This window comes from Micromonospora sp. WMMA1363 (genome assembly GCF_030345795.1).
In the GTDB taxonomy this organism is placed as follows: domain Bacteria; phylum Actinomycetota; class Actinomycetes; order Mycobacteriales; family Micromonosporaceae; genus Micromonospora.
In genome coordinates, this window is sequence record NZ_JAUALB010000001.1 from 1,764,275 (window position 1) to 1,787,421 (window position 23,147).

18 protein-coding genes, 1 pseudogene and 1 riboswitch are annotated in these 23,147 nt (G+C 71.6%); of the genes and pseudogenes, 12 read left to right on the forward strand and 7 right to left on the reverse strand.

Annotated features, from left to right (window positions below):
- Positions 1–106: 106 nt before the first annotated feature.
- The 4 genes from QTQ03_RS08080 to QTQ03_RS08095 are packed head-to-tail and all read left to right on the forward strand — an operon-like array spanning position 107 to position 5,635.
- On the forward strand, positions 107–1,282 hold the full coding sequence (locus tag QTQ03_RS08080) for an ATP-grasp domain-containing protein (protein ID WP_289277444.1): 1,176 nt from the start codon (positions 107–109) through the stop codon (positions 1,280–1,282).
- Positions 1,279–2,898: an IucA/IucC family protein gene (locus QTQ03_RS08085; protein ID WP_289277445.1), complete on the forward strand. Its 1,620-nt coding sequence runs from the start codon at positions 1,279–1,281 to the stop codon at positions 2,896–2,898. Before QTQ03_RS08080 ends, QTQ03_RS08085 begins: the two co-directional genes overlap by 4 nt.
- A complete protein-coding gene (locus QTQ03_RS08090) occupies positions 2,895–4,493 on the forward strand; it encodes an IucA/IucC family protein (RefSeq protein WP_289277446.1) in 1,599 nt (532 codons plus the stop codon). Before QTQ03_RS08085 ends, QTQ03_RS08090 begins: the two co-directional genes overlap by 4 nt.
- A complete protein-coding gene (locus QTQ03_RS08095; RefSeq protein WP_289277447.1) occupies positions 4,490–5,635 on the forward strand; it encodes an alanine racemase in 1,146 nt (381 codons plus the stop codon). Before QTQ03_RS08090 ends, QTQ03_RS08095 begins: the two co-directional genes overlap by 4 nt.
- 169 nt (positions 5,636–5,804) lie before the next feature.
- Here the strand turns inward: QTQ03_RS08095 and meaB are convergent, their stop codons facing one another.
- Genes meaB through QTQ03_RS08115 form a run of 4 tightly spaced genes read right to left on the reverse strand, consistent with a single transcriptional unit; the run spans position 5,805 to position 10,877 of the window.
- Positions 5,805–6,806 (reverse strand): methylmalonyl Co-A mutase-associated GTPase MeaB, encoded by a 1,002-nt coding sequence (gene meaB / locus QTQ03_RS08100; RefSeq protein ID WP_289277448.1) that lies wholly within the window; start codon positions 6,804–6,806, stop codon positions 5,805–5,807.
- Complete coding sequence (locus QTQ03_RS08105; RefSeq protein WP_289277449.1) at positions 6,803–7,186, reverse strand: cobalamin-dependent protein; 384 nt, start codon at positions 7,184–7,186, stop codon at positions 6,803–6,805. The genes meaB and QTQ03_RS08105 overlap by 4 nt, the downstream gene beginning before the upstream one ends.
- Positions 7,150–9,021 (reverse strand): methylmalonyl-CoA mutase, encoded by a 1,872-nt coding sequence (gene scpA, locus QTQ03_RS08110; protein WP_289277450.1) that lies wholly within the window; start codon positions 9,019–9,021, stop codon positions 7,150–7,152. Before scpA ends, QTQ03_RS08105 begins: the two co-directional genes overlap by 37 nt.
- Entirely contained in the window at positions 9,021–10,877 is a 1,857-nt protein-coding gene (locus QTQ03_RS08115) for a methylmalonyl-CoA mutase family protein (RefSeq protein WP_289277451.1), read from the reverse strand. Before QTQ03_RS08115 ends, scpA begins: the two co-directional genes overlap by 1 nt.
- Before the next feature lie 274 nt (positions 10,878–11,151).
- Positions 11,152–11,368: riboswitch (cobalamin riboswitch) on the forward strand.
- A gap of 117 nt (positions 11,369–11,485) precedes the next feature.
- Here QTQ03_RS08115 and QTQ03_RS08120 point away from each other — a divergent pair.
- From QTQ03_RS08120 to QTQ03_RS08135, 4 genes are all read left to right on the forward strand, one after another.
- Positions 11,486–11,986 (forward strand): acyl-CoA thioesterase, encoded by a 501-nt coding sequence (locus QTQ03_RS08120; RefSeq protein ID WP_289277452.1) that lies wholly within the window; start codon positions 11,486–11,488, stop codon positions 11,984–11,986.
- 59 nt (positions 11,987–12,045) lie between these two features.
- The gene (locus QTQ03_RS08125; protein WP_289277453.1) at positions 12,046–12,621 is read left to right on the forward strand and encodes a LysE family translocator; all 576 of its coding nucleotides are present in this window, start codon (positions 12,046–12,048) and stop codon (positions 12,619–12,621) included.
- Positions 12,622–13,082: 461 nt separating this feature from the next.
- The gene (locus QTQ03_RS08130; protein WP_289277454.1) at positions 13,083–13,379 is read left to right on the forward strand and encodes a DUF1540 domain-containing protein; all 297 of its coding nucleotides are present in this window, start codon (positions 13,083–13,085) and stop codon (positions 13,377–13,379) included.
- Between the two features lie 178 nt (positions 13,380–13,557).
- Positions 13,558–14,430: a DUF2470 domain-containing protein gene (locus QTQ03_RS08135; protein WP_289277455.1), complete on the forward strand. Its 873-nt coding sequence runs from the start codon at positions 13,558–13,560 to the stop codon at positions 14,428–14,430.
- Positions 14,431–14,688: 258 nt separating this feature from the next.
- Here QTQ03_RS08135 and QTQ03_RS08140 read toward each other — a convergent pair whose 3' ends face one another.
- On the reverse strand, positions 14,689–15,531 hold the full coding sequence (locus QTQ03_RS08140) for an NAD(P)H-binding protein (RefSeq protein ID WP_289277456.1): 843 nt from the start codon (positions 15,529–15,531) through the stop codon (positions 14,689–14,691).
- Positions 15,532–15,759: 228 nt separating this feature from the next.
- Between QTQ03_RS08140 and QTQ03_RS08145 the strand changes: the two genes are divergently transcribed.
- Complete coding sequence (locus QTQ03_RS08145; protein WP_289277457.1) at positions 15,760–16,377, forward strand: TetR/AcrR family transcriptional regulator; 618 nt, start codon at positions 15,760–15,762, stop codon at positions 16,375–16,377.
- A gap of 205 nt (positions 16,378–16,582) precedes the next feature.
- The gene (locus QTQ03_RS08150) at positions 16,583–18,109 is read left to right on the forward strand and encodes an MFS transporter (protein WP_289277458.1); all 1,527 of its coding nucleotides are present in this window, start codon (positions 16,583–16,585) and stop codon (positions 18,107–18,109) included.
- Positions 18,110–18,343: 234 nt separating this feature from the next.
- Here the strand turns inward: QTQ03_RS08150 and gad are convergent.
- A pseudogene (gad, locus tag QTQ03_RS08155) lies at positions 18,344–19,743 on the reverse strand (glutamate decarboxylase).
- 133 nt (positions 19,744–19,876) lie between these two features.
- Positions 19,877–20,161: a glycoside hydrolase family 78 protein gene (locus QTQ03_RS30595; protein WP_502889715.1), complete on the reverse strand. Its 285-nt coding sequence runs from the start codon at positions 20,159–20,161 to the stop codon at positions 19,877–19,879.
- 232 nt (positions 20,162–20,393) lie between these two features.
- On the opposite strand from QTQ03_RS30595, the gene QTQ03_RS08160 reads away from it, so the two are divergent.
- Together QTQ03_RS08160 and QTQ03_RS08165 are read left to right on the forward strand one after the other, a co-directional pair.
- Entirely contained in the window at positions 20,394–21,263 is an 870-nt protein-coding gene (locus QTQ03_RS08160) for a CPBP family intramembrane glutamic endopeptidase (RefSeq protein ID WP_289277459.1), read from the forward strand.
- 333 nt (positions 21,264–21,596) lie between these two features.
- Entirely contained in the window at positions 21,597–23,132 is a 1,536-nt protein-coding gene (locus QTQ03_RS08165) for an ISL3 family transposase (RefSeq protein ID WP_502889716.1), read from the forward strand.
- The last annotated feature ends 15 nt before the right edge of the window (positions 23,133–23,147 follow it).

A 23,147-nucleotide genomic window follows, 5' to 3' on the forward strand; every position in this document is an offset into this window, starting at 1 on the left:
CGGACCGCCACGGCCGGCAACTCCGGCTGACAGATCCCGCCAAAACGCCCATTTTAGGGTAGCCTAGCCTAAACACCTGGTGGTCATCCCGGTCGACGGAGGCGTGATGCGGCTGTACCTCACCGCGCTGAACCCCACCGACGCCGTCCTGGAGGGCTTCCTGCCGGCAGCGACCTCCCTCGGCCTGCCGGCCACCGTCCTGACCGACCGACCCGGACAGTGGCCCGCCGGCGTGCCGGTGGTCCGGTGCGCGGTCCGCGACGCGGCAGCGGTCGTCGCGGCGACGGCGGCGGAGGCGCCCGCGGCGCTGCTGTCCAACAGCGACCATCTCCAGGAGGTGACCGCCGTCGCCGCCCGCAAACTCGGCCTGCCCGGCAAGGACCCCGACGCGGCCCGGCTCTGCAAGGACAAGGCCGCCGCCCGTCGGGCGATCGCCGCCGCCGGTCTCGATCCGGTCCGCGCGCTCGCCGTCGAGCCGGGCGCGCCGCCCGCCGTGCCGGACGACATCTTCCCCGCCGTGGTCAAACCACGCGACGGGGTGGCCAGCGAGGATGCCTACCTGGTGACCGACCACCACGAGCTGAACTCGCGAGTCATCCGGATCCGCCGTCGGCGGCCGGAGGTCGCCCTGCTGGTCGAGGAGTACCTCGCCGGCGAGCTGTACACATACGACACCGTCGGCGACGGCACCGCGGTGGCCGTCCTCGGCGGGTGGCAGACCGGACTCGGCCCACCACCGACCTTCACCGAGACGAGCCTCGACTGGTCGCCTCCGGCGGCACGCCACGAAACCCAGCTCCGCGCGCCGCTGGACGCGCTCGGCGTCGGCTTCGGCGCCTGCCACACGGAGTACGTCGTGCAGGACGACCGGATCCGGCTGATCGAGGTGAACTATCGCCTGATCGGCGACCGGATGGACCTGATCCTCGCCGACCTGCTCGACGTGGCGCTGTTCGAGCACGTCATCCGGCTGCACCTCGGTGAGCCGTTGACCGCGCTGCGCCTGCCCGACCCGGCCGCCGTCTCCCGGCATGCCCGGGTGGAGTACGTCTGCGCCGACCGGTCAGGCCGGCTCACGGCCGCCCCCGGCCGGCTGGACATGGTCCAGGGTGGCGTCCGGCTGGGTTGCCGGCCGCTGCGCGAGGTCGGGCGGGTCGCCGACCGGACCGGAACCAACCGCGACTACCTCGCCGCGCTGCACGGTATCGGCCCCGACCCGGACAGTGTGCTGGCCGCGCTGGCCGCCTTCCGGAACGCGCTGCGGTGGACGATAGTCGGATGACCGACGGTTGCGAGCGGGAGGTCTTCGTCCGGGTGCTCGACGCGCTGCTACGCGAAGATCACCTCGGCCTGCTCAGCCACGGCCGGCTCGGCGCTCCCGGCTGGTGGGAGGTGCCGCACGGGGCGGGACTGCTGCGGATCCCGGTCCGCCACGACGGTTTCCAGCAGACGCTGCGCTGCGCGACACCCGCGCTGCAGGTGCTCCCCCCGACCGGAGACACCCGGCCGGTGGACACCCTGGACGGCCTGCTCACCCTGCTCGCGCCGAACGACGACGCCGAGGCCGAGGCCGGCTGGCAGGCGTTCGGCGCCGAGTGCCACGCCGACGTGCGCGCCCGCCGGCTCGCTGCCAGGACCCGGCCGACGGTGTTCGCCTCGATGGCCGCCGAACGGGCCGCCGCCCCCACCGGCATGCCGGCGGCGCTACTCGACGACGTGCTCGCCGCACACGCCGGCCACCCGGTCTACCCCACGGACCGCTGCCGGCACGGGCTCGGCGACGACGACCTGCTCCGGTACGCCCCGGAGCACGCGCCACGCTTCTCGCTGCGCTGGCACGCCGTTCCCGGGGCCGCGGTGCGGCTGGCCGGCGTCCTGCCCGCCTGGTGGCCGAGGGCGAAACAGCCGGACGAGCTGCTGATGCCGGTACACCCACTCACCGCGGCACGGCACCGGCTACCGGTGACCGACCTACCCATGATCACCGTACGCCCCACCCTCTCGATGCGGACGCTGGCGCTCACCCACGACCCGTACACCCATCTGAAGCTGCCGCTGCCGACCGCCACCCTGGGCGCCCGCAACCGGCGGACCCTGCGACCGGACACGCTGTCCGACGGCGCGGCGGTCGCCGGGCTGCTCGACCGGATCGCCGCCACCGAACCGGCCTTCACCGGTCGGATCCGGCACACCGACGAGACCACCTACGGCCACGCCGACGGCGATCCGCTCGCCTTCCTGCTCCGCCGATTTCCGCGCGACCTGGGCGGGGCCCGGGTGGTGCCGGTGGCAGCCCTCGCCGCACCCGACCCGGTGGCCGGCACGGTGCTCGAACGGATCAGCCACGGGCGGCCCGAGACGCTGCTCGGGTCCTATCTCGACCTTCTACTCGACTGGCACGTCTGCCTGTGGCTGCGCTACGGTGTCGCGCTCGAGGCCCATCCGCAGAATGTCCACCTGCTGCTGCCCCCGGAGGGCACGGTCGGCCTGCTCTACAAGGACAACGACGGCGCCCGGCTCGATCCCCGGCACCGCGGTGAGCTGGCGCTGCGGGACGAGCGGATGTGGGTGCGCGACCCGCGGGAGCTGGCCGACGTGTTCATCACCATCACGCTGCACCTGGCCGCGGCGGCGCCCCTGCTCGCCCTCGCCGCGCACGGGGTGCGCGTGCCGTCGCCGGCCGTCGCGCTGGCCCCCCGGCTCGTGGCGGCGCGGGATCGCTGGGGTGACGGGCCCGCGGCGCGATCGTTCACCGAGCAGGTGTTACGGGCCACCCGACTGCCGGTCAAGGCGATGGTCACCGCCGGCACCCTGCTGCCGAAGCAGCGGCTCGGCTGCGCCGACGTCAACAAGTACTACCGGCGCACCGGCCCGAACTACCTGCGGGAGACACCATGACGGGCACCGGGTTGCGCTCCCGGGCGGACGTCCACGCCCACTCGCGGGCAGACCTGGCCGCAGCGCACGCGGTGTTCGGCTGCCTGCTGCGCGAACTCTCCCTGCCGGCCAATGAGGCCACCGTGAACGCGGGCGAGGCACGCCTGCGACTGCCGGCCACCGGTGCGACACTGGGCTGCGCGGTGGCCCGGGTCTCCGCCGTCGGCGCGCACCGCTACGCCGGCCCGGTGCGGTGCCTGGTCGACGGCGACCGGTGGGAGGACCTCGACGCGGTACGGTTGGCCGGCTTGGTCGCCGCGGAACTCACCGCCCGCACCGGCCGCGCCAACGAGGAGTTCCGCGGACAGGTCCGGGCCAGCCGGGAGGTCGTGGCCCGGCTGCTGGCCGACCGGCCGGCGGCCGACCCGACGCCGACCGGGGACCCAGCCATCGACGCGTACCTGGAATCCGAGCAGGCGCTGGTGCTCGGCCACCCGCACCATCCCACCCCGAAGTGGCGCAGCGGAGACCCGGACGGCTGGCGGGCGTACGCGCCGGAGCTGCGCGCCGCGTTCCCGCTGCACTGGCTCGCCGTCCCGGACGACCTCGTCGCGGAGGCAGGGCCGGTCGACCCGTTGTTGGCGGCCCTCGACCCGCCGCGCCCGCCGGCCGGGCACCGGGCGCTGCCGGTGCACCCCTGGCAGCTGACGCTGGTGCCGCCGGCGCATCCCCGGCTGCGCCGGCTCGGCCCGGCGGGCGTGCCGGTGCGCCCGACCGCGAGCGTACGCACCCTCTACTCCCCCGACGCCGACGTGTTCGTCAAGACCAGCCTGCACGTACGGATCACCAACTGCCTACGCAAGAACGCCCGGTACGAACTCACCGGCGCGGTCGCCCTGACCAGCCTGCTCGCCCGGGTGCCGCTGCCGGACGGCGTCGCGCTGCTCACCGAACCCGCCTACCGGACCGTGGACGCGCCCGGCGCGGACGAGGCGTACGGGACGATCCTGCGCACCGGGCTGCGTCCCCACCTGCGGCCCGGGCAGACGCCGGTGCTGGCGGCGGCGCTGGCCGCCGCGCCGCTGGCGGTGGCCGACCCGGTCGCCTGGTGGCGACGCTACGTCGAGCTGCTCGTGCCGGCGGTGCTGCGCGGCTGGCTCCGGCACGGGATCGTCTACGAGCCGCACCTGCAGAACGTGGTCGTCGTGCTCGACGCCGACCGCCGCCCGGCGCGGCTGCTGCTGCGCGACCTGGAGGGAGTCAAGCTGGACACCACCCGCTGGGCGGACTGGCCGGGCGGGATGCCACCGCAGGTCGGGTACGGAGCGCGGGACGCACACCGCCGCGTCGTCTACTGCCTGTTCGTCAACCACCTTGCGGGGATGTGTGGCGCCCTCGCCGATGCCCGGCCAGGAATCGAACCGGCCCTGTGGCGGGAGGTGCGCTCGGTGGTCGCGGCGGTGGCCGCCGAGTGCGACGACCCGCCGGAACTGCGCGCGCTGCTGGCCGGCCAGCCGCTGGTCGCGAAGGCGAATCTGCTGGTGCGGTGGCGGCGCGACGCCGATCGGGCCGCACCGTTCGTCCCGGTCCCGAACCCGTTCGGCGGTTCGCGGTGACCCGGCCGGTCTACGTCCACGACCTCGATGGGCTGGACCGGCACGTCCGGGCGATCCGCGCCGCGCTGCCACCGCGGACAGAGCTGCTGTACGCGGTCAAGGCCAACCCGGAGCCGGACGTGCTGCGGACCCTCGCACCGGTCGTGGACGGCTTCGAGACCGCCAGCCGGGGCGAGCTGCGACGCCTCGCCAAGGTGCTGCCCGGCCGGGCGCCGGCCGCGTACGCCGGGCCGGGCAAGACCGACGGGGACCTGGCCGCCGCCCTCGCCGCCGGAGTGGCGCGGATCCACGTGGAGTCCCCCGCCGAGCTGCGCCGCCTCGGCGCGCTGGCCGCCGCCGCCGGGGTGCCGGCGCGGGTGCTGCTACGGGTCAACCTGCCCTTGGAGGTGGCGGGGGCGAGCCTGGTGATGGGCGGCCGGCCGAGCCCGTTCGGGATGGACCCGGCCGACGCGGTGGAGTGCGCCCGCCGCCCGCCGCCCGGAATCGAGGTACACGGGGTGCACGCCCACCTGGCCAGCGGGCTGGACGCCCCGCTCGCCGGTGCGGTCGCGGCCGCCGTGGTCCGCTGGTCGGTCGCCGAGATCGGCGCCCACGAGGTCGACGTGGGCGGCGGCATGGCCGTCGACTACGCCCAGCCGGCGGCGCGGTTCGACTGGGCGGGTTACGGCCGGGCGCTCGGTGACATCCTCGACGGGCACCCGGGGCTGCGGCTACGCGTCGAGCCGGGCCGGTCGGTCACCGTCTACTGCGGGGCGTACCTGACGGAGGTGGTCGACGTGAAGCGCTCGTACGGCGAGTGGTTCGCGGTCGTGGCGGGCGGCACGCACCATCTGCGTACCCCGGCGGCGAAGGGGCACGCGCACCCGTTCACCGTGCACCCGCGGCCCGACGCCGCCGGCCCGCGCACCGACGGCGGGCCGGTGACCGTGGTCGGGCAGCTGTGCACCCCGAAGGACGTGCTGTCCCGGTCGGCGGACGTCGGGCCGATCGGGGTGGGTGACGTGCTGGTGTTCGCCATGTCCGGCGCGTACGCCTGGAACATCAGCCACCGCGATTTCCTGCTGCACGAGCCGCCGGAGTTCCGCACCGGCGACCCGCACCGCCTCGCGGCCGAGTGGGCGGCCCGGCCGGTCGGTAGCTGACCGGCTATCCGCAGGACCCGGCGCGGCCGGACCGCCGATAGCCCGTCGGCGTCAGCGGACGCAAGCCACCGACATCCTGAACCGTCGACACCTGCGGGCGCCTTCGCTGGATTGTGCCCCCGTGTGGGCGCAATTTACCGGTACCGTTCAGTGCGCCGGTGGCTGCCCATCAGGTGGGTGGATCGGCGAAGCCGGCCAGCAGCCGCTCGGCGGCGAGCGCCGGGGTGAGCGTGCCGGCGACGACCTGCCGCTCCACCTCCGGGGCGAGTGCCCGCACCGTGGGATGAGTCCGGAGTCGGTCGAGCAGCTCGGCCCGGACCATCGCCCAGACCCAGCCGACCTGCTGCCGACGGCGGCGCTCCGCGAGGTCACCGGAGGCGGCCAGGGTGTCCTGGTGGTGGCGGATCTGCCGCCACACCTCGTCGAGGCCCGTCTCCTCCAGGGCGCTGCAGGTGACCACCGGCGGCTGCCACCCGCCATCGGGCGGGTGCAGCAGGCGCAGTGCACCGGCGAGTTCGCGGGCCGCGCGGCGGGCGTCGCTCGCGTGCGGCCCGTCGGCCTTGTTGACGGCGATGACGTCGGCGAGTTCCAGCACGCCCTTCTTGATGCCCTGGAGCTGGTCGCCGGTGCGGGCGAGGGTGAGCAGCAGGAACGAGTCGACCATCTCCGCCACGGCGGTCTCCGACTGGCCGACACCGACGGTCTCCACCAGGACCACGTCGTAGCCGGCGGCCTCGACCACCACGATGGCCTCTCGGGTGGCCTGGGCGACTCCACCGAGGCTGCCGGCGGTCGGCGAGGGCCGGATGAACGCGGCCGGGTCGGTGGCGAGCCGGGCCATCCGGGTCTTGTCGCCGAGGATGCTGCCGCCGGTGCGGGTGGACGACGGGTCGACCGCGAGCACCGCCACCCGGTGCCCGTCGGCGGTGAGCCGGCTGCCGAGAGCGTCGATGAAGGTGGACTTGCCGACCCCGGGCACCCCGGTGATGCCGACCCGGCGGGCGCCTCCCGCATGCGGGGTGAGCGCGACCAGCAGCCGTTGTGCCGCCGCCCGGTGGTCGGGACGGGTGGACTCGACCAGGGTGATGGCTCGGGCGATCCAGGCCCGCGATCCGGCCCGCACCCCCTCGAGGTACGCCTCCGTCGCCGGGGCGCGCATGCCGCCGCTCACGCGTCCGGGTGACCGAGCCGCCGGGACAACTCGGCGAGCAGGTCCAGCGCGGCCTCGGCGATGACGGTGCCCGGCGGGAAGATCGCCGCCGCGCCCGCCGCACGCAGCGCGGGGAAGTCCTGCGGCGGGATCACCCCACCCACGATGATCATGACGTCGTCACGGTCCAGGGCAGCCAGTTCGTCCCGCAGCGCCGGCACCAGGGTGAGATGCCCGGCGGCCAGGCTGGAAACGCCGACGATGTGCACGTCGGCCTCGACCGCCTGCCGGGCCACCTCGGTCGGGGTCTGGAACAGCGGGCCCACGTCCACGTCGAAACCGAGATCGGCGAAGGCGGTGGCGATCACCTTCTGGCCGCGGTCGTGGCCGTCCTGCCCCATCTTGGCCACCAGGATGCGCGGCTGGCGCCCCTCCGCGGTGGCGAACGCCGCGGTGGCGGCACGCACCCGCTCGATCGCGGACACCGCACCCGCCTCGTCCCGGTACACCCGGAGATGGTACGGATCTGTGCGGCGTGCCGGCCGTACACCTTCTCCAGCGCGTCGGAGATCTCCCCGACGGTGGCCTTGGCCCGCGCCGCGTCGACCGCCAGGGCGAGCAGGTTGCCGTCGAGCCCCGACCCCCGGGTGCCGTCCAGCGCGGCACCGGCCGCCCGGGTCAGCGCGTCCAGCGCCGCCGCGCACGTCGCCTCGTCCCGGTCGGCGCGCAGCCGGTGCAGTTTAGCCACCTGCTGCGCGCGGACCGCCCGGTTGTCGACCTTGAGTACGTCGATCGGCTCGTCGGCGTCCGGACGGTACTTGTTGACCCCGATCACCGGCTGCCGGCCGGAGTCGATCCGCGCCTGGGTGCGCGCGGCGGCCTCCTCGACCCGCAGCTTGGGGATGCCCTCGTCGATGGCACGGGCCATCCCGCCGGCCGCCTCGACCTCGGTGATGTGCTGCCAGGCGCGGGCGGCCAGGTCGTGGGTCAGCCGTTCGACGTACGCGCTGCCACCCCACGGGTCGATCATCCGGGTGGTGCCGGACTCCTGCTGGAGCACCAGCTGGGTGTTGCGGGCGATCCGGGCGGAGAAGTCGGTCGGCAACGCCAGGGCCTCGTCGAGGGCGTTGGTGTGCAGGGACTGGGTGTGTCCCTGGGTGGCGGCCATCGCCTCCACGCACGTGCGGACCACGTTGTTGAAGACGTCCTGCGCGGTGAGCGACCAGCCGGAGGTCTGGCAGTGCGCGCGCAGGCTGAGCGACTTCGGGTTCTTCGGTTCGAAGTCGCGGACCAGTCGCGCCCACAGCAGCCGCGCCGCCCGCAGCTTGGCCACCTCCATGAAGAAGTTCATGCCGATGGCCCAGAAGAACGACAGCCGGGGTGCGAACGCGTCGACGTCCAGCCCGGCATCGCGGCCCGCGCGCAGGTACTCCACCCCGTCGGCCAGGGTGTAGGCCAGCTCCAGGTCGGCGGTCGCCCCGGCCTCCTGGATGTGGTAGCCGGAGATGGAGATGGAGTTGAACCGCGGCATCCGCGCCGAGGTGTAGGCGAAGATGTCGGAGATGATCCGCATCGACGGCTGCGGCGGGTAGATGTACGTGTTGCGGACCATGAACTCCTTGAGGATGTCGTTCTGGATGGTGCCGGAGAGCTGTGCCGGCGCCACCCCCTGCTCCTCGGCCGCGACGATGTAGAGCGCCAGCACCGGCAGCACCGCACCGTTCATCGTCATCGACACGCTCATCCGGTCCAGTGGGATGCCGTCGAAGAGTTGCCGCATGTCGTAGATCGAGTCGATCGCCACCCCGGCCATGCCCACGTCCCCGGCGACCCGGGGGTGGTCGGAGTCGTAACCCCGGTGGGTCGGCAGATCGAAGGCGACCGAGAGTCCCTTCTGGCCGGCGGCCAGGTTACGCCGGTAGAAGGCGTTGGACTCCTCGGCGGTGGAGAAGCCCGCGTACTGGCGGATCGTCCACGGCTGGGTGGTGTACATGGTCGGGTAGGGGCCACGCAGGTACGGGGCGATGCCCGGGTACGTGCCGAGGAAGTCCAGCCCAGCCCGGTCGGCGGCGGTGTACAGCGGCGGAACGGCGATGCCCTCCGGGGTCTGCCAGCTCAGCGTGTCCGGCTCGCCGCCGGACTCGGCGCGCACCGCGTCGCGCCACGGGCCGAGGTCGGCGCCGGCGGGCGGGTCACCGAGTTCCACTCCGGAGAAGTCGGGAATCCGAGCGTCCATCACGCCACCCCCAGGTCACGCAGCGTCGTCTCCAGCACCGCCACGGCGTCGCAGCCCGCGTACAGGTAGTCCGTCACGCCGGTATGGCCGGCTGGCCCACCGGCCAGCCACAGCCGGACCGCGCCGGCGTCGGCCAGGGCCCGCGCCACCGACTCCGCCGACTCGGCGTAGCCACGGTCGGACGAGCACAGGCAGGCGACCCGGGCACCGCTGGCGGCGAATTCCGCGGCGAGCCGGGCCGGGTCGTCGTCCCCGACCGGCGGTCGGACGGTGGCGATCCCACCGGCTGCGAAGAGGTTCGCGGCGAACCCGGCGCGCGCGTTGTGCGCCGCCGCCGGGCCGAGGGTGGCGAGGAACACCGTGGGCCGGGCACCGGTAGCCACCGTGTGCGCGTCCGAGCGGTCACGCAACGCCTCGTACGGCTCCGCGTACCGGTGCCGGGGCAGCCCGCCGCCGGGTGCGGCCGGCGCGGGCGGGCGGATCGGCAGCCGCTCCTCCAGGTCGGGGAACTCGCTGACGCCGGTGAGCGGGTCCCGGCGGTGCGCCAGGTTCCGCATCCGTCGCTGCCACGTCGCCGCGAGCCGGTCGGCGACCAGGCCGCTGTCCAGCGCGGCGCCCATCCCGCCGGCCCGCTCGATCTCCGTGAACCACGCCCAGGCCACCCGGGCCAGTTCCTCGGTGTACCGCTCGACGTACCACGAGCCGCCGGCCGGGTCGACCACCCGGCCCACGTTCGCCTCCTCCAGCAGCAGCGACTGGGTGTTACGCGCGATCCGCCGGGCGAAGCCGTCCGGCAGGCCCAGGCAGTGGTCGAACGGCTGCACGGTCACCGCGTCCGCCCCACCGACGCCGGCGGCGAAACAGGCCAGCGTCGTCCGGAGCATGTTCACCCAGGGATCACGCGCGGTCATCATCGCCGTAGCGGTCACCGCGTGCTGGCGCTGCGCGCCCGCCTCCGGCACCCCGCACACCTGCGCCACCCGCGCCCAGAGCCGGCGGGCGGCGCGCAGCTTCGCGATCGTGGCGAACTGGTCGGCGGTGGCGGCGTACCGGAACTCCAGCTGTCCGAACGCGGCCGGCACGGCCAACCCGGCAGCAGTCAACTCGCGCAGGTACGCCACACCGGTGGCCAGCGCGCAGCCGATCTCCTGCGCGTCGGAACCGCCCGCGTCGTGGTAGCCGGTCGCGTCGACCATCATCGCCCGCAGGCCCGGGAAACCGGCCGCGCACCGGCGGGCCCACTCGCCGGCCGGGCCGTCCCACCGCTGCCCGGTCCGCGCCCGGAAACCGAGTGGGTCCACGCCCAGGCAGCCGCGCACCTCGGCGGCCGGCACACCCCGGTCCGCCACCAGCGCGAACCACCCCGGCACCACCTCGACCGCGGCAGCGCCGGCGTCCAGCACGACACCGGCCAGGTCCAGGTAGACGCCCTCCAGGACCGCCGGCAGCCCGGCCGGCGACACACCGCCCTCACCGAGCACCAGCCACAGCGAGGTGGCACCGTTCTCCAGGTCGGCGCGGACCGCCGCACCGGTGGCCGTCAGGTCCGGGTCGGCGTGCCGCTGCCGGACGTCCCACCCCGCCACCACCGCCCCGGTCGCCCGGCCACCCCGGGTGTACGGAAACAGCCCCGGCGGGCCTGGGAACGGGGTCGGGTCGTCGGCGGTGTACAGCGGCGCGAGCTCCACGTCGTCGTACCCGCGATGGGTCAGCAGCTCCTCGACCGTCTCGGTCGGGGTGTCCTCGTCGGCGAGGCCGGCCTTGCGGAGCACCCCGAGAGTCAACCGCCGCCACTGCTCGTGCGTGGCGGCCGGGAAATCGGCGGCAAGGCGAAGCGTCTCTGACGGCACCGTCATGCCGGGATGGTAAGGGCCGGCCGGCGGGGCGTCGCCCGGATGTGACAACGCCAACTGTGCCGGCCGTCACAGCTCACCTCCGGCCACGTCGACAACCGGCTCCGACGATGCCCGGGAGCACACCGCGGTCAACGCCGCGTTGCGCCCGCTCGGTGCCGGAACCGCGGCATCGAGACCGTGTTCCCGCTCGCCCTGACCGGCCGGCGACACCGCTGGCGAGCGAGGTGGCTCACAGCCCGCGCCGGGACCACCTGCCGGGTGACCACTACCCGATAGGGTCACCGGCGGCGCTGGTTCGCTTGGCCGCACCAGGTCGGGCGTCGTAAGAGGGAACCCGGTGCGAATCCGGGACTGCCCCGCAGCGGTGAGTGGGAACGACCGCCGTCACCACGCACTGGACCGCGAGGTCCGGGAAGCGACGGTCAGTAGGAGACCGGTCCAGGCCGGTCGCGCCCGCGAGTCCGAAGACCTGCCCGTGCCGCGTACACGAGGTGTGTGCGCTGCCGTCGACCTCGTGGGCGGGTCGGGCGGGTGACACGCCGGCTGGGCGTGTCCTCGACGTGCGCGCCGACGGGTCCGACGGCGTTCTTCCCGAGGACGGACGACCCATGCACGACACCACCACACTCGCCGGCCGGCCACCGTCGGCGTCGCACCTGACCCTGTCGCAGATCATGGACCAACACCACACCAACCTGATGGGCACGGTCCACGGCGGCCGGATCCTCAATCTCATCGACTCCGTCGCCGGGGTGGTCGCCGCCCGGCACTCCGACGGGCCGGCGGTCACCGCCGCCATCGACGAGACCGCCTTCCTCCGGGCGGTGCGCGTCGGCGACGTGGTCCACGTTGACGCCCGCATCACCTGGGCGGGCCGCAGCTCGATGGAGGTCGCCGTCAAGGTGACCGCGGACCGCTGGGACCGGGCCGTACTGGCCACCGCCCACCTGGTCATGGTCGCCGTCGACGACGCCGGCCAGCCCCGTGCCGTCCCGCCGCTGCTTCCCGAGACCGACGGGGACCGGCGCCGCTACCGCGAGGCGGAGATCCGCCGCGAGCACCGGCTGGCGTTGCGTCGCGCCCTGCTGGACGGGGCCGGGGAGGGCTGAGGCATGCTCGACTGTCCGCAGCGACGCTCGCCGGCTACCTCGCGGCGACCGTCGTGCTCATGGTCACGCCGGGGCCGGACATGATGTTCGTCCTGGCCAACGCCGCCCGCTACGGCACCCGCGCCGGCATCGTCGCCGCGCTCGGCGTCGCCGCCGGGGAGGCGGTGCACATCGCGGCGGTGGTTTACGGCCTCGCGGCGGTGATCTCGGCCTCGCCGGTGCTGTTCACCGTGATCCGCTGGGCCGGCGCGGCATACCTGATCGTGCTCGGCGTACGGGCGCTGCGCGGTACCAGCGGTCTTGGCGCCGCCGAACCGGCGCCCGGCGCCCGGGGCGGACGGGGCGGACGGGCCTTCCTACGCGGGCTCGTGAGCAACCTGCTCAACCCGAAGATGATCCTGTTCAGCGTGGCGTTTCTGCCGCAGTTCGTCGACCCGGCGGTGGGCGACACCACCGCCCAACTGGTGCTGCTCGGCGCCCTCTTCGTGGCGGTGCAGCTCGTCGTCGACATCGCTCTCGGCGCGGGCGCTGGACGGCTGGCCGCCCGGTTGGCGGACGGCCGCTGGTCACGCCGGATCAACCGGATCTGCGCGGTCGCGTTCGTCGCGCTCGGCCTACGGCTGGCGGCGGGCTGACCGGGCCACCCCGACCGCCCCGCGACGTGTTTTGCGCCGTCAGCCCGACAGCCCACGGCCCTGGGGGCGTCTCGTACACCTGGATGCCAACCACCCGGAGTGGTGGGTGAGTCCTCAGCCTCGCAGCATTCCGACGAAACGATTAATGCCCTGGCCCGGAACAGCCCGCCGATTCTTTCCCACTCGACGCCGAAATCTCGTCCGAGACGCCACTCGCGGGCAGGTAAAGCAAGACTGACCTTACCAAGGTAAGGCTAATCTCCATTCGACGCGCCACCGGGAAAATGGCGGCGAGCCCATCACGAGGTTCATCCAGCTGCTAAAGTGCCAATCGAAATGATGTGCGGGACGCTCGCCGGTACGAGGTTTCACCTCCACCGCGTGCGGCAAATACGGACCGAGACACGAGCACGCCAGCAGACACTCCTCTGCCCTGCTGGCTCCAATGTTCTGGAGGCACCATGAAAACCCTGCTGCAGTCGCCCCCGGTGCGTGAATGCGCCGCCACGGCGTGCAGTTTCAACGACAACGGCTGCCACGCTCCGGCGATCACCGTGGCGTCGACGGGTGATGCCGCTTCCTGCGCGACGTTCGTGGAGTCCTCGGTGCAGGGCGGGATCGCGGAGGTGATCGGCGCCGTGGGCGCCTGCGCACGCTCCGAGTGTGTCTACAACACCAACCTCGCCTGCACCGTCGAGTCGATCACCGTCGGTCCCGGCGCCACCGCCAGCGACTGCCTCACCTACCAGCCCGCCTGACGCCACCCGCCCGCCGTGTGCGCGGGGGCGAGCCTGCCCGGGAGGCGCCAATCCACCGACACCGGCATGGCGACCACCGGCGGCCCGACACGACGCCGTCTTGGCAAAGGCAAGCCTAACCTACTAAGGTCGTATCCCTAGGCCGAGCCCACCTTCACTCGTGGCCGAGGGGATTGACATGGCGTTCCACCCAGCCAGGCGGCCAGCGGACCTGGCGGACGCCGCGCCCGCCACTGACAGCAACGCGACAGCGAAGGCGTCAGGGGCGGGCGCGCACGCCGTTCTGACGGATCCGGACGCCGTTGCGGTACGCTCCGCCCTGTCCGCCACCCCATCCCTGCGGCTTCGCCTCGACGACACCGACGTCGACCTCGTCGAATCGCACGCCGTCCTGCCGGACGGGACGGTGGTCCTCGCGGTTGATCCGATGACCCGGACCGGCGGCCTGCTGGTCGCCGCACGCGGCCGGCCAGGTGCGGTGCGGCTCGACGTGACCCAACTGGTCCCGGTTGCCGTCCGCTCCCGGGTACGAGCCAGAGTGAGAATGCTCGGCACCGCCCACCGATTTGACCCGGCAAGTCTGGACTCGTGCGACACCGACACCGTCATGTCCCTGCTCGACCTGCCCCCCGTCGCGCTATGGGCGGTCGAACCGATCGCGATCGGCCTCGCCCGCGACATCGGTGGAACCACGGTGGACATCAGCGCCTACCGCGCCGCGCGCCCGGACCCGCTGGCCGCCGACGAAGCCGCGCACCTGCAGCACCTCGCCCAGCGGCACAGCGGCGTCCTCAACCAACTCGCCACGCTGGTCGACCCAGCATTGATGGCCCGGTCGGCCCGGGTGATACCGGTGGCGGTCGACGCCGACGGCATCGTGCTCCGCGCCGAGACACCGGACACCCACACCGACGTCCGGCTGCCGTTCGCCCGTCGGGTCGTCACAAACGCCGGCCTGGCCGAGGCACTTCGGACGCTGCTTGCCGAGGTGGCGCGGCGTAGATCCCACCATCCGCCCACGGCGGGCGGAGAGCGACCTTCGGCTGCCTGAAACCCATCCACCGCACCGGCCTGTTCCAGGGCGTTCATCGTGTCGCGCGCGGTGAACAGTCGGCGTCGAGGTCGGCGTACTGCTGATCGGCCGGCGTGACATCCGCGGTTCCTCAGTTCGAGCGGTATGCGCTGCTCGATGCTCGGGTCGGACGGCGCATGCTGGGTATAGTCCATCTGCCCGTGGGACGTGGCGGCGTGGGTCGACCTCGTTGTGCGGACTGGTGCTCACCGGCGTGGTGCCACGCCGGCCGCGTGCCTACCTGTCGAACTCGGCCTCAACGGCGGCGCGGAACGTCCGCGCGGGCCGACCGGTGAGGCGCCGGACGGTGTCGGTGACACGATTCTCCGCCCCCTCCGCGATGGCACGGTCCATGCCGGCCAGCATGGCGGCGAACTCCAGCGGCATCAGCGCTGCGAGACGATCGCGCATCTGCTCGTAGGACAGCCGGCGGTGGATCACGGGCCGCCCGGTGAGCTCGGTGATGATCGCCGCGATGTCGTCGTAGCTGAGCGCCTCTGGTCCGGTGAGGACGAGATCGGTGTTGGGGGCGTGATCGTCGGTCAGGGCGTGGACGGCGACGGCCGCGATGTCCTGGGCGTCGACGAAGCCGACCCGTCCGCTGTCGGTGGCGGAACAGATGATGCCGTCTTCGCGGATGCTGAGAGCATGCGAGTGGGTGCCGGTGAAGTTCTGCATGAACCACGAGGGGCGCAGCACCGTCCACTGTTCGAACAGGTCGGGCAGAGCCTGGTGCACCGCTCCCACGGCCGGGCCGCCCTCGGGGACGGCTGAGGAACTCAGGAGCACCGCGCGATGTACGCCGACAGTGCGGGCCTGCCGGAGGAACGGCAACATGACCGTCGCCGGGTCGGAGTCACCCGGCGGCGGTACGAGGTAGACGCGGTCGACGCCGTCGAGAACAGCAGCGTGGGTGGATGGGCTGTACCAGTCGAAGGGGACCGGCTCCGCGCCGGGGACCGGGGTGGCGTGACGGCTGGCGGCTTTCACGCGGTGGCCAGCGGCTGTCAGCTGCGCGGTAGTGCGGCTACCGGTGGTGCCGGTGGCGCCGATGACCATTGTGGTGCCGGTGGCGGTCATCAGTTGCTTCCGGTGACGTCGGCGCCGGGCGCGAGGCCGAGAGGGTTCCAGTTGTCACGGTAGGAGGTGCTGCGCCCGTCGGTTATGACGGCGATGTGGGGCGTGTGACGGTAGAGATCCGCCGGAGAAGTCGGTGTGGCCACGGGTATCCTCCATCTCATGAATCCGGACCGTGGGTCCGGTTGGACAATACGGACCGCGGGTCCGCTTTGCAAGTCGAGGAGGACCATGTCCGACCGCAAGCCCCGCAAGGACGCCGTCCGTAACCGGCAGGCCGTCCTCGCGGCCGCCGACGCTCTCTTCGTCCGCTGCAAGAGCCCTGAAGACGTCACCATGGCCGACATCGCAGCGGCGGCCGGTGTCGGCAAGGGCACGCTCTTCCGAGCCTTCGGCGACCGCCCCGGTCTGCTCCGCGCCCTGTACGAGGCGCGGCTGGAACCGATCAGAGAGGCCGTCGAAGCGGGCCCTCCACCCCTGGGGCCCACCACCCCGCCGCAGCAGCGCGTGCCCGCTCTGCTTGACGCCGTCCTGTGCTTCAAGCTCGACAACCGAGGCCTCGCGTCGGCGTTGGAGGAAAGCGGGAGCAGCAGCCCGTACCAGGCGGAGCATTACCAGCGGTGGCACGGCCTCCTGCAAGCCGTGCTGGAGCAGATTCCCGGCCTGGCCGACAGCGACTTCACCGCCCACGCCCTGCTCGCCGCCATCCGAGCCGATCTCGTCGAGCACCTGGCTGGGCAGGCGCACGTGCCGCGCGAGAGGATGCGGACACGCTTGGCGGCCTTCACCGCGAGGGTCCTCGACTCGACCCCCTGCGGGAGTGACCAGGCGGACGTATACGGCGGGTGATCGCCGTCAGATCTCCCCGGACCGGTGCGGACTCCGCGCGGTCCGCGCCTCGTTCCGAGGGGAGCACAGGCCGACTTCACCGTCGCAGGCGACACCCGCAGCGCCAGCACTCCCGCCGCGGAGACTTGTCGACATTCGCCCGATAAGATCCCCATCCCCCCGACTTTGGCAGGTCCGAGGCGTAGCAAGCCTATATTGTCCTGGTATGCACGCTCGGAATCGCCGGTCACCGCCATCCCGGTGGAGCGCGTTGGTCGGCATCTGCATCGCCGCGGCGCTGGTGTGGCTCGCGTTCGCCGACCTCGGCGTCGCATTACCGACGATCGCCACCCAACTGGACGTCAGTCTGACCGACATGCAGTGGGCGAACAATGCGCTCAGCATCGCCTGCGGGACGCTCCTGCTGGCCACGGGTCGCTTCGCGGATCTGTACGGTCGGCGGCGCCTGCTGCTGCTCGGCCTGGTGGTCTTCGGGTGCGCCTCCCTGGTGACCGCCTTCCTCTCCGGCCTTGCCGGTCTGATCGTCGGCCGCGCGGTGATGGGTATCGGCGGGGCGCTCATCCTGCCGGCCACGCTGGCGTTGATCCCGGTGCTGTTCAGCCGCGCCGAGCAGCCGACGGCGTTCGCCGCGTGGGCGGCGGCGACGTGGGCGGGACAGGCCCTCGGGCCGGCCTTCGGCGGGACGCTGACCACCCTGTTGGGCTGGCGGTCGCTGTTCTGGATCAGCGCACCGGCGGCTCTGGTCGCGTATCTGTTGACCAGCCGGAACACACCGGAGTCACGCGAGGTCAGCAGCGGACGTGTCGACCTGGTCGGCGTGGTGACCAGCGCCGGCGCCGCGTTGTGCCTACTCTTCGCGTTGACCGAGGGCCAGCGAGTCGGTTTCCGCAATCCGGTGATCATCGGGTTGTTCGTTGCGGCGCTGCTGCTGGCGGCGCTGTTCGTCATCGTCGAGCTGAAAATCACCAACCCGTTGGTGGACCTGCGGCTGTTCCGGGCCCGCAGCTTCGACGGCGCTCTGACCGTCAACCTGACGATGAACATCACCTTCGCCGGTACCCTGTTCGTGCTGGCCCTCTACCTGCAAGACGTGCGGGGTTACAGCGCGTTCGTGGCCGGTCTGCTGCTGGTCCCGGCGGCCGTGACGATCCTGGTGTTCAACACCGTCGGCGCACGGATCACCGCCCGACACGACGCCCGCACCCCGGCGGTCGGAGGCCTGCTCCTGATCAGCCTCGGCTTCTTCGTCGTCAGCCCGGTCACGCCCACCTCGTCCTTCCTGCTGGTGATCCTGGGCTTGCTGATCGTCGGTGTCGGCCTGGGCCTGTTGTCGGTGCCGATGTCCGACACCCTCGTCGGAGGTCCACCCACCGAACTCGCCGGCGTCGCGTCGGGAGTCTTCAAGACCAGCAGCATGTTGGGCGGGGCACTCGGCGTGGTCCTGCTGACCGCGGTGACCGCCAGTTACGGCCGGGCCCGCGCCGGCTCCACAAGCGCGGCCGCCGGGCTCAGCGAGGAAGAGTCCAGCCAGGTCGTCAACGCCCTGACCAACTCACAGACAGCGCGCTCCGTGCTCGATCGGCTGCCAACCGACCAACGGGCCGTGGTGACCGGCGCCTACGATCAGGCGTTCGCGGACGGAGTGTCCGCAGCCCTCGTCCTCAGCGGCGTGATCGCACTGGTCGGCGCGGCGCTGAGCTGGTGGATCTGGCCACGCCACCGCCAGGGTTGAGAACGTCGGTCCGGCACAGCCAGCGGGTCAGCTCGTGCTGGTGCGGTGTCGCCTGATCCCCACGCCGCTCGGGCACGCGTTCCGCGTTCACCGGACCAGCCGGTGCCGCACGGCGGCCCGGCCGACCACCTCGCACCCACGAGCTGACCGTTGCATTCGGTCTTCAACCCCTCTTGCGACGCCGCGTTGGGAGCCGTCGGTCTGCTGGCTCCAGCCGTCGTCGTCCTGCGGCTGTCAGTGATGGAACCCCGAATGCTGGTCTTCGGTCGGCATGGGGGCGTCGAGGGCGTCGAGGTACGCGACCTGCGCCTTGAGGTCGGTGATGAAGGCTCCAGCCAGGTCACGGCTGAATTCGTTACGAACGACGATCCGCTGCACCGTGAGGTCGACCAGGTCGTCCGGCATCGGGTACGTGGGGACCTGCCACCCGTTCATGCGCAGTCGATCGGACAGGTGATACAGGTTCCAGTTCGAGGTGCGCCCCGCCCGGAGACGCAGCGCGAACGCCGGGATGCCCACGCGGTCGCTCCACAGCTCGAGCTGCGGCAGCTTCGCGATCTCGGCGGACAGGTACAGTGCCACGTCGTACGCGGCCTGCTGCACCCGGCGATAGCCCTCGCGGCCGAGACGCAGGAACAGGTAGTACTGCAAGAGCACCTGGGCCCCGGGCGGGAAAAGTTCAACCCGATCGTCGACATGTCACCGCCCAGGTAGGTCACCTGGAACATCAGGTCGTCGGGCAGTGCTGCCTTCTCCCGCCAGACAATCCAGCCCAGACCCGGGTACACCAGGCCGTACTTGTGGGCCGACGCGTTGATAGACGCCACTCGGTCGATACGGAAGTCCCATTCCAGATCAGGCTGGATGAACGGCGCGACGAACGCACCCGTGGCTCCGTCAACATGGATGGGGATGTTCAGCCCGGACGAGGCCTGAATCGCATCGAGCGCCGCCGCGATCTCCTTCACCGGCTCGTACATGCCGGTGAAGGTCACGCCGAGGATCGCTACGACGCCGATCGTACTCTCGTCCACGTACGACTCGAGATCGTGACCGTCGAGCACCTTGTGCTCCTCGGAAATCGGCACGAAGCGCGGCTCCACCTCCCAGTAGTTGCAAAACCGCTTCCAACACACCTGCACCGCGCTGGACATCACCAGATTCGGTTGATCGATTGATTTTCCGGCGGCGCGACGTGCGTGCTGCCAACGCCGCTTCAGCGCCAACCCACCCAACATGCACGCCTCGGACGAACCGACCGTCGAGGTACCGATAGCGCTTCGCGGTTCCGGCGCGTGCCAGAGGTCCGCAAGCATCGTCCAGCAGCGCGCCTCCATCGTCGCCGTGGCTCGATAGTAGTCTTTGTCGATCAGATTCTTGTCGAACGTTTCGGTGTACAGCTTCGCCGCTTGGCCGTCCATCCAGGTGCTCACGAACGTCGCCAGGTTGAGCCGTGGACCGCCGTCGAGGATCGCCTCGTCGTGCACGATCTGGTAGGCCGTTTCCGGCAGCGACTCGCCGTCTGGAATCGAATACCGAGAGAACTCCGTCGACTCGCCCGGGCGCGCGAAAATCGGGTTCAGCTCGACCACGTCAGGACCAGCGGACTCGACGGGTCGGCGCGGAATCGTCATTGGCGCTCCTCGATGTTGTGCCGCGGCTCAAAGGCAGCGAACCAAGCTCAAGCTGAGCCGCATCCGAGGTCCTTCACGGCCACTCTACGCCGCATCACAGGATTCGTGGCATAATCCCACGAACGGCTCGTCTTCACCCGGTTTTGACTGCCAGCAGTGGCCGGAACCCGGGCGGGCGGGCAGCGACGCAGGATGACGTGCAGGCCCTGACGCCGGTCTCCCGGGAGCCGGGGGCGCTCCAGCCGGAGGTGCGCCCGGCGGTGTCCCAGACCTGGACCTGCCAGACGTACCGGGTCCGCGGCTGCAGCGCCGGGCCCGCGTAGGCGACAGCGAGCTGCGCCGGGACGCGACCCGACCGCCGTCCCAGACCTGACCCTCCCGGAATCGTTCGTCTGGGGTGAGTTCTGTCGACAGGCACCGTTACCGCCAGTGACGACGCTTCGCCGCCGATGAGCGTGCACCTGCTCGACGGGGCCGACGGGGCCGCATCCGCGCCCGAAGGGGTGGCATCCCTCGCGCGTTGGAAGGTGACGGCGTCCCCCGCGAGAGCTACCGGAAATCGTCTACTGGCGGGTGATTCGCGTGCGTGGTCGCGTTCCTAGCGTTGTGCGTAGTCGCCACCCCGGCAGCCGATACGCGAGGGAGCCACGATGCGCACGATGTCAACCGCACACCACGCCACAGACAGTGACCAGTCTCCGGAAGGACGGGGCCTGGTCGGCCGGATCACCCGCCTTCCCATGGTCTGGATGCTGGCCGGTATCGCCGGTATCGGCTTGATCCAGGGCCTGACCACGACCAGACCTGGCCTGCTGCCCCTGATCGGTGCGGCCACCGCGGTGGCCGCGTACTGGGCGATCATGCGCTTCGTCGCGCGGCGGCGCACCCCGGAGATCGCTCGGCGCTCGGCAGGGCGGGAAACCCTGCTCGGCGGCGCGCTCGGCTTGGGGTTCGTGCTCGTCTCGACCCTCGTCATCACGATGTTCGGCGGCTACTCGTTCTCGTGGGCAGGCCGTGACGTTCTGCCGGTCGCGCTGTCCGCGGCCACAGTGATGGCCTGTGTGGCGGTCGCGGAGGAGCTGATGTTCCGCGGTATTGCCCTGCAGGCCCTCGAGCAACTGTGGAGCGGTCGCGTCGCGCTCGTGCTCACCGCGCTGTTCTTCGGCGGCGCGCACCTGTTCAACCCGGGGGCCAGCATGTGGAGTGCCCTGGCGATCACCGCCGAGGCGGGTGTCCTGCTCGGCGCCGCGTTCCTGTGGCGGCGCAGCATCTGGTTCGTGACCGGTCTGCACTTCGCCTGGAACACCACCCAGCAACTGCTCGGCATCCCGGTCTCCGGCCGCGCCGCCAACGGCCTGCTCACCGCCGACGTCACCGGCCCGGACCTGCTCACCGGCGGCACCTTCGGCCTGGACGCGTCGATCGTCTCCGTCGTCATCGGTCTGCTACTGGCCGCGCCTATGCTCGTACTCGCCCACCGACGCGGTGCGCTGACATCTCCCCGCAGGGCGCACACCTGAGTCAGAACAATCCCGGCACCCGCCGCTGGCCAACCCCACGTACGGCCCGGCAGAGCCGGGCCGTACGCACGCCTACGCTGCCGAGCCACCCGACCTTCGAAGCAGATGGCGATCGACCGTTCCACGGCCGGAACGATCCCTTAACCAATCACCCTCGGCAAGCGGTTCCCCACGCCTTCACCCGAGGCCTGGAACGGGACCGCGACGCCGTAAACGCCGCGCTCACACTTCCCTACAGCAACGGCCCCACCGAAGGCGTCAAGGGACTGTACAAATAACGGCCCTGTCTCACTTTCGGTGGTGACGGAGGGTGGCGGGTGTCGTTGTTCCTATGTGGAGGATGTCAACAGACTTGTACAGACGGTGTTCTCGGGGCTGTCCCCGCTGGTCATCGAGGACGTGACCGACGAGGGTGAGCGGATCGTGGTGCGGGCCCGGACGCCGCGTGACACTGCGGTCTGCCCGAGGTGCGGGGCCTCGTCCGGACGGGTGCACGGCTATCACTGGCGGACGGTCGCCGACGTTCCGGTCGACGGGCGCCGGGTGGTGGTCCGTGTGCGGGTGCGGCGTCTGGTGTGCCCCACGCGCGGCTGCCGCCACACCTTCCGTGAACAGGTTCCCGGGGTGCTGGAGCGATACCAGCGCCGCACAGCCCGTTTGAACAGGCAGGTCAAAGCCGTCGTCAAGGAGTTAGCGGGCCGGGCAGGGTCGCGTCTGCTGGCGATACTCGCCATGGGCCTGTCCCGTCACACGGCCCTACGCGCCCTGCTGTGCATCCCGCTGCCCAATGAGCGGACGCCTCGGGTGATCGGCGTTGACGATTTCGCTCTACGCCGGCGGCACCGCTACGCCACCGTGGTGATCGACGCCGAGACCCATGAGCGGATCGACGTGCTACCCGACCGCACCGCCGACACCCTCGAAGCGTGGTTACGCGCACATCCCGGCGTCGAGGTCGTATGCCGCGACGGCTCGGCGACCTACGCCGAGGCCATTCGCCGCGCCCTGCCCGACGCGGTGCAGGTCGCAGACCGGTGGCACCTGTGGCACAACCTCTGTGAAGCCGCCCTCAGCGAGGTGAAGGCGCACAGTACCTGCTGGGCCCCCGTCCTGGACGCACCCATCTACGACGGCCCCCGCGCGCGGACGACCCAGCAACGCTGGCACCAGGTCCATGACCTGCTCGACCAAGGCGTGGGCCTGCTGGAGTGCGCCCGCCGTCTGCAGTTGGCCCTGAACACCGTCAAGCGCTACGCGCGAGCCGACCGGCCCGAGCGGATGCTCCGCGTCCCCAAATACCGTGCCAGCCTCGTCGACCCCTACCGCGAACACCTACGCAAACGTCGAGCCGAGGACCCCAGCGTCGGCGTCAAGCACCTCTTCGACGAGATCAAGACCCTCGGCTTCACCGGCTGCCTCAACCTCCTGCACAAGTACATCAACCAAGGCCGCGCGGACGCCGACCGCAGCCACATCTCCCCACGCCGCCTCGCCCGGATGATCCTCACCAGACCCGACAACCTCAAACCCGAGCGCCGAGATCTACTGGCACGGCTCACCGCAGCCTGCCCAGAGATGACCCAACTCGCCGCCGCTGTCGGACGCTTCGCCGAGCTCCTGACGCCTCAACCCGCAAACACCGACCGGCTCTCGCACTGGATCCTGCAGGTTCGCACGGTCGATCTACCTCATCTGCACGCCTTCACCCGAGGCCTGGAACGCGACCGCGACGCCGTGAACGCCGCGCTCACGCTCCCCTACAGCAACGGCCCCACCGAAGGCGTCAACACCAAGACCAAACGAATCGCACGTCAAATGCACGGACGAGCAGGCTTCACCCTGCTCCGCCACCGCATCCTCCTCGGATAACAGCACCCACCGTCA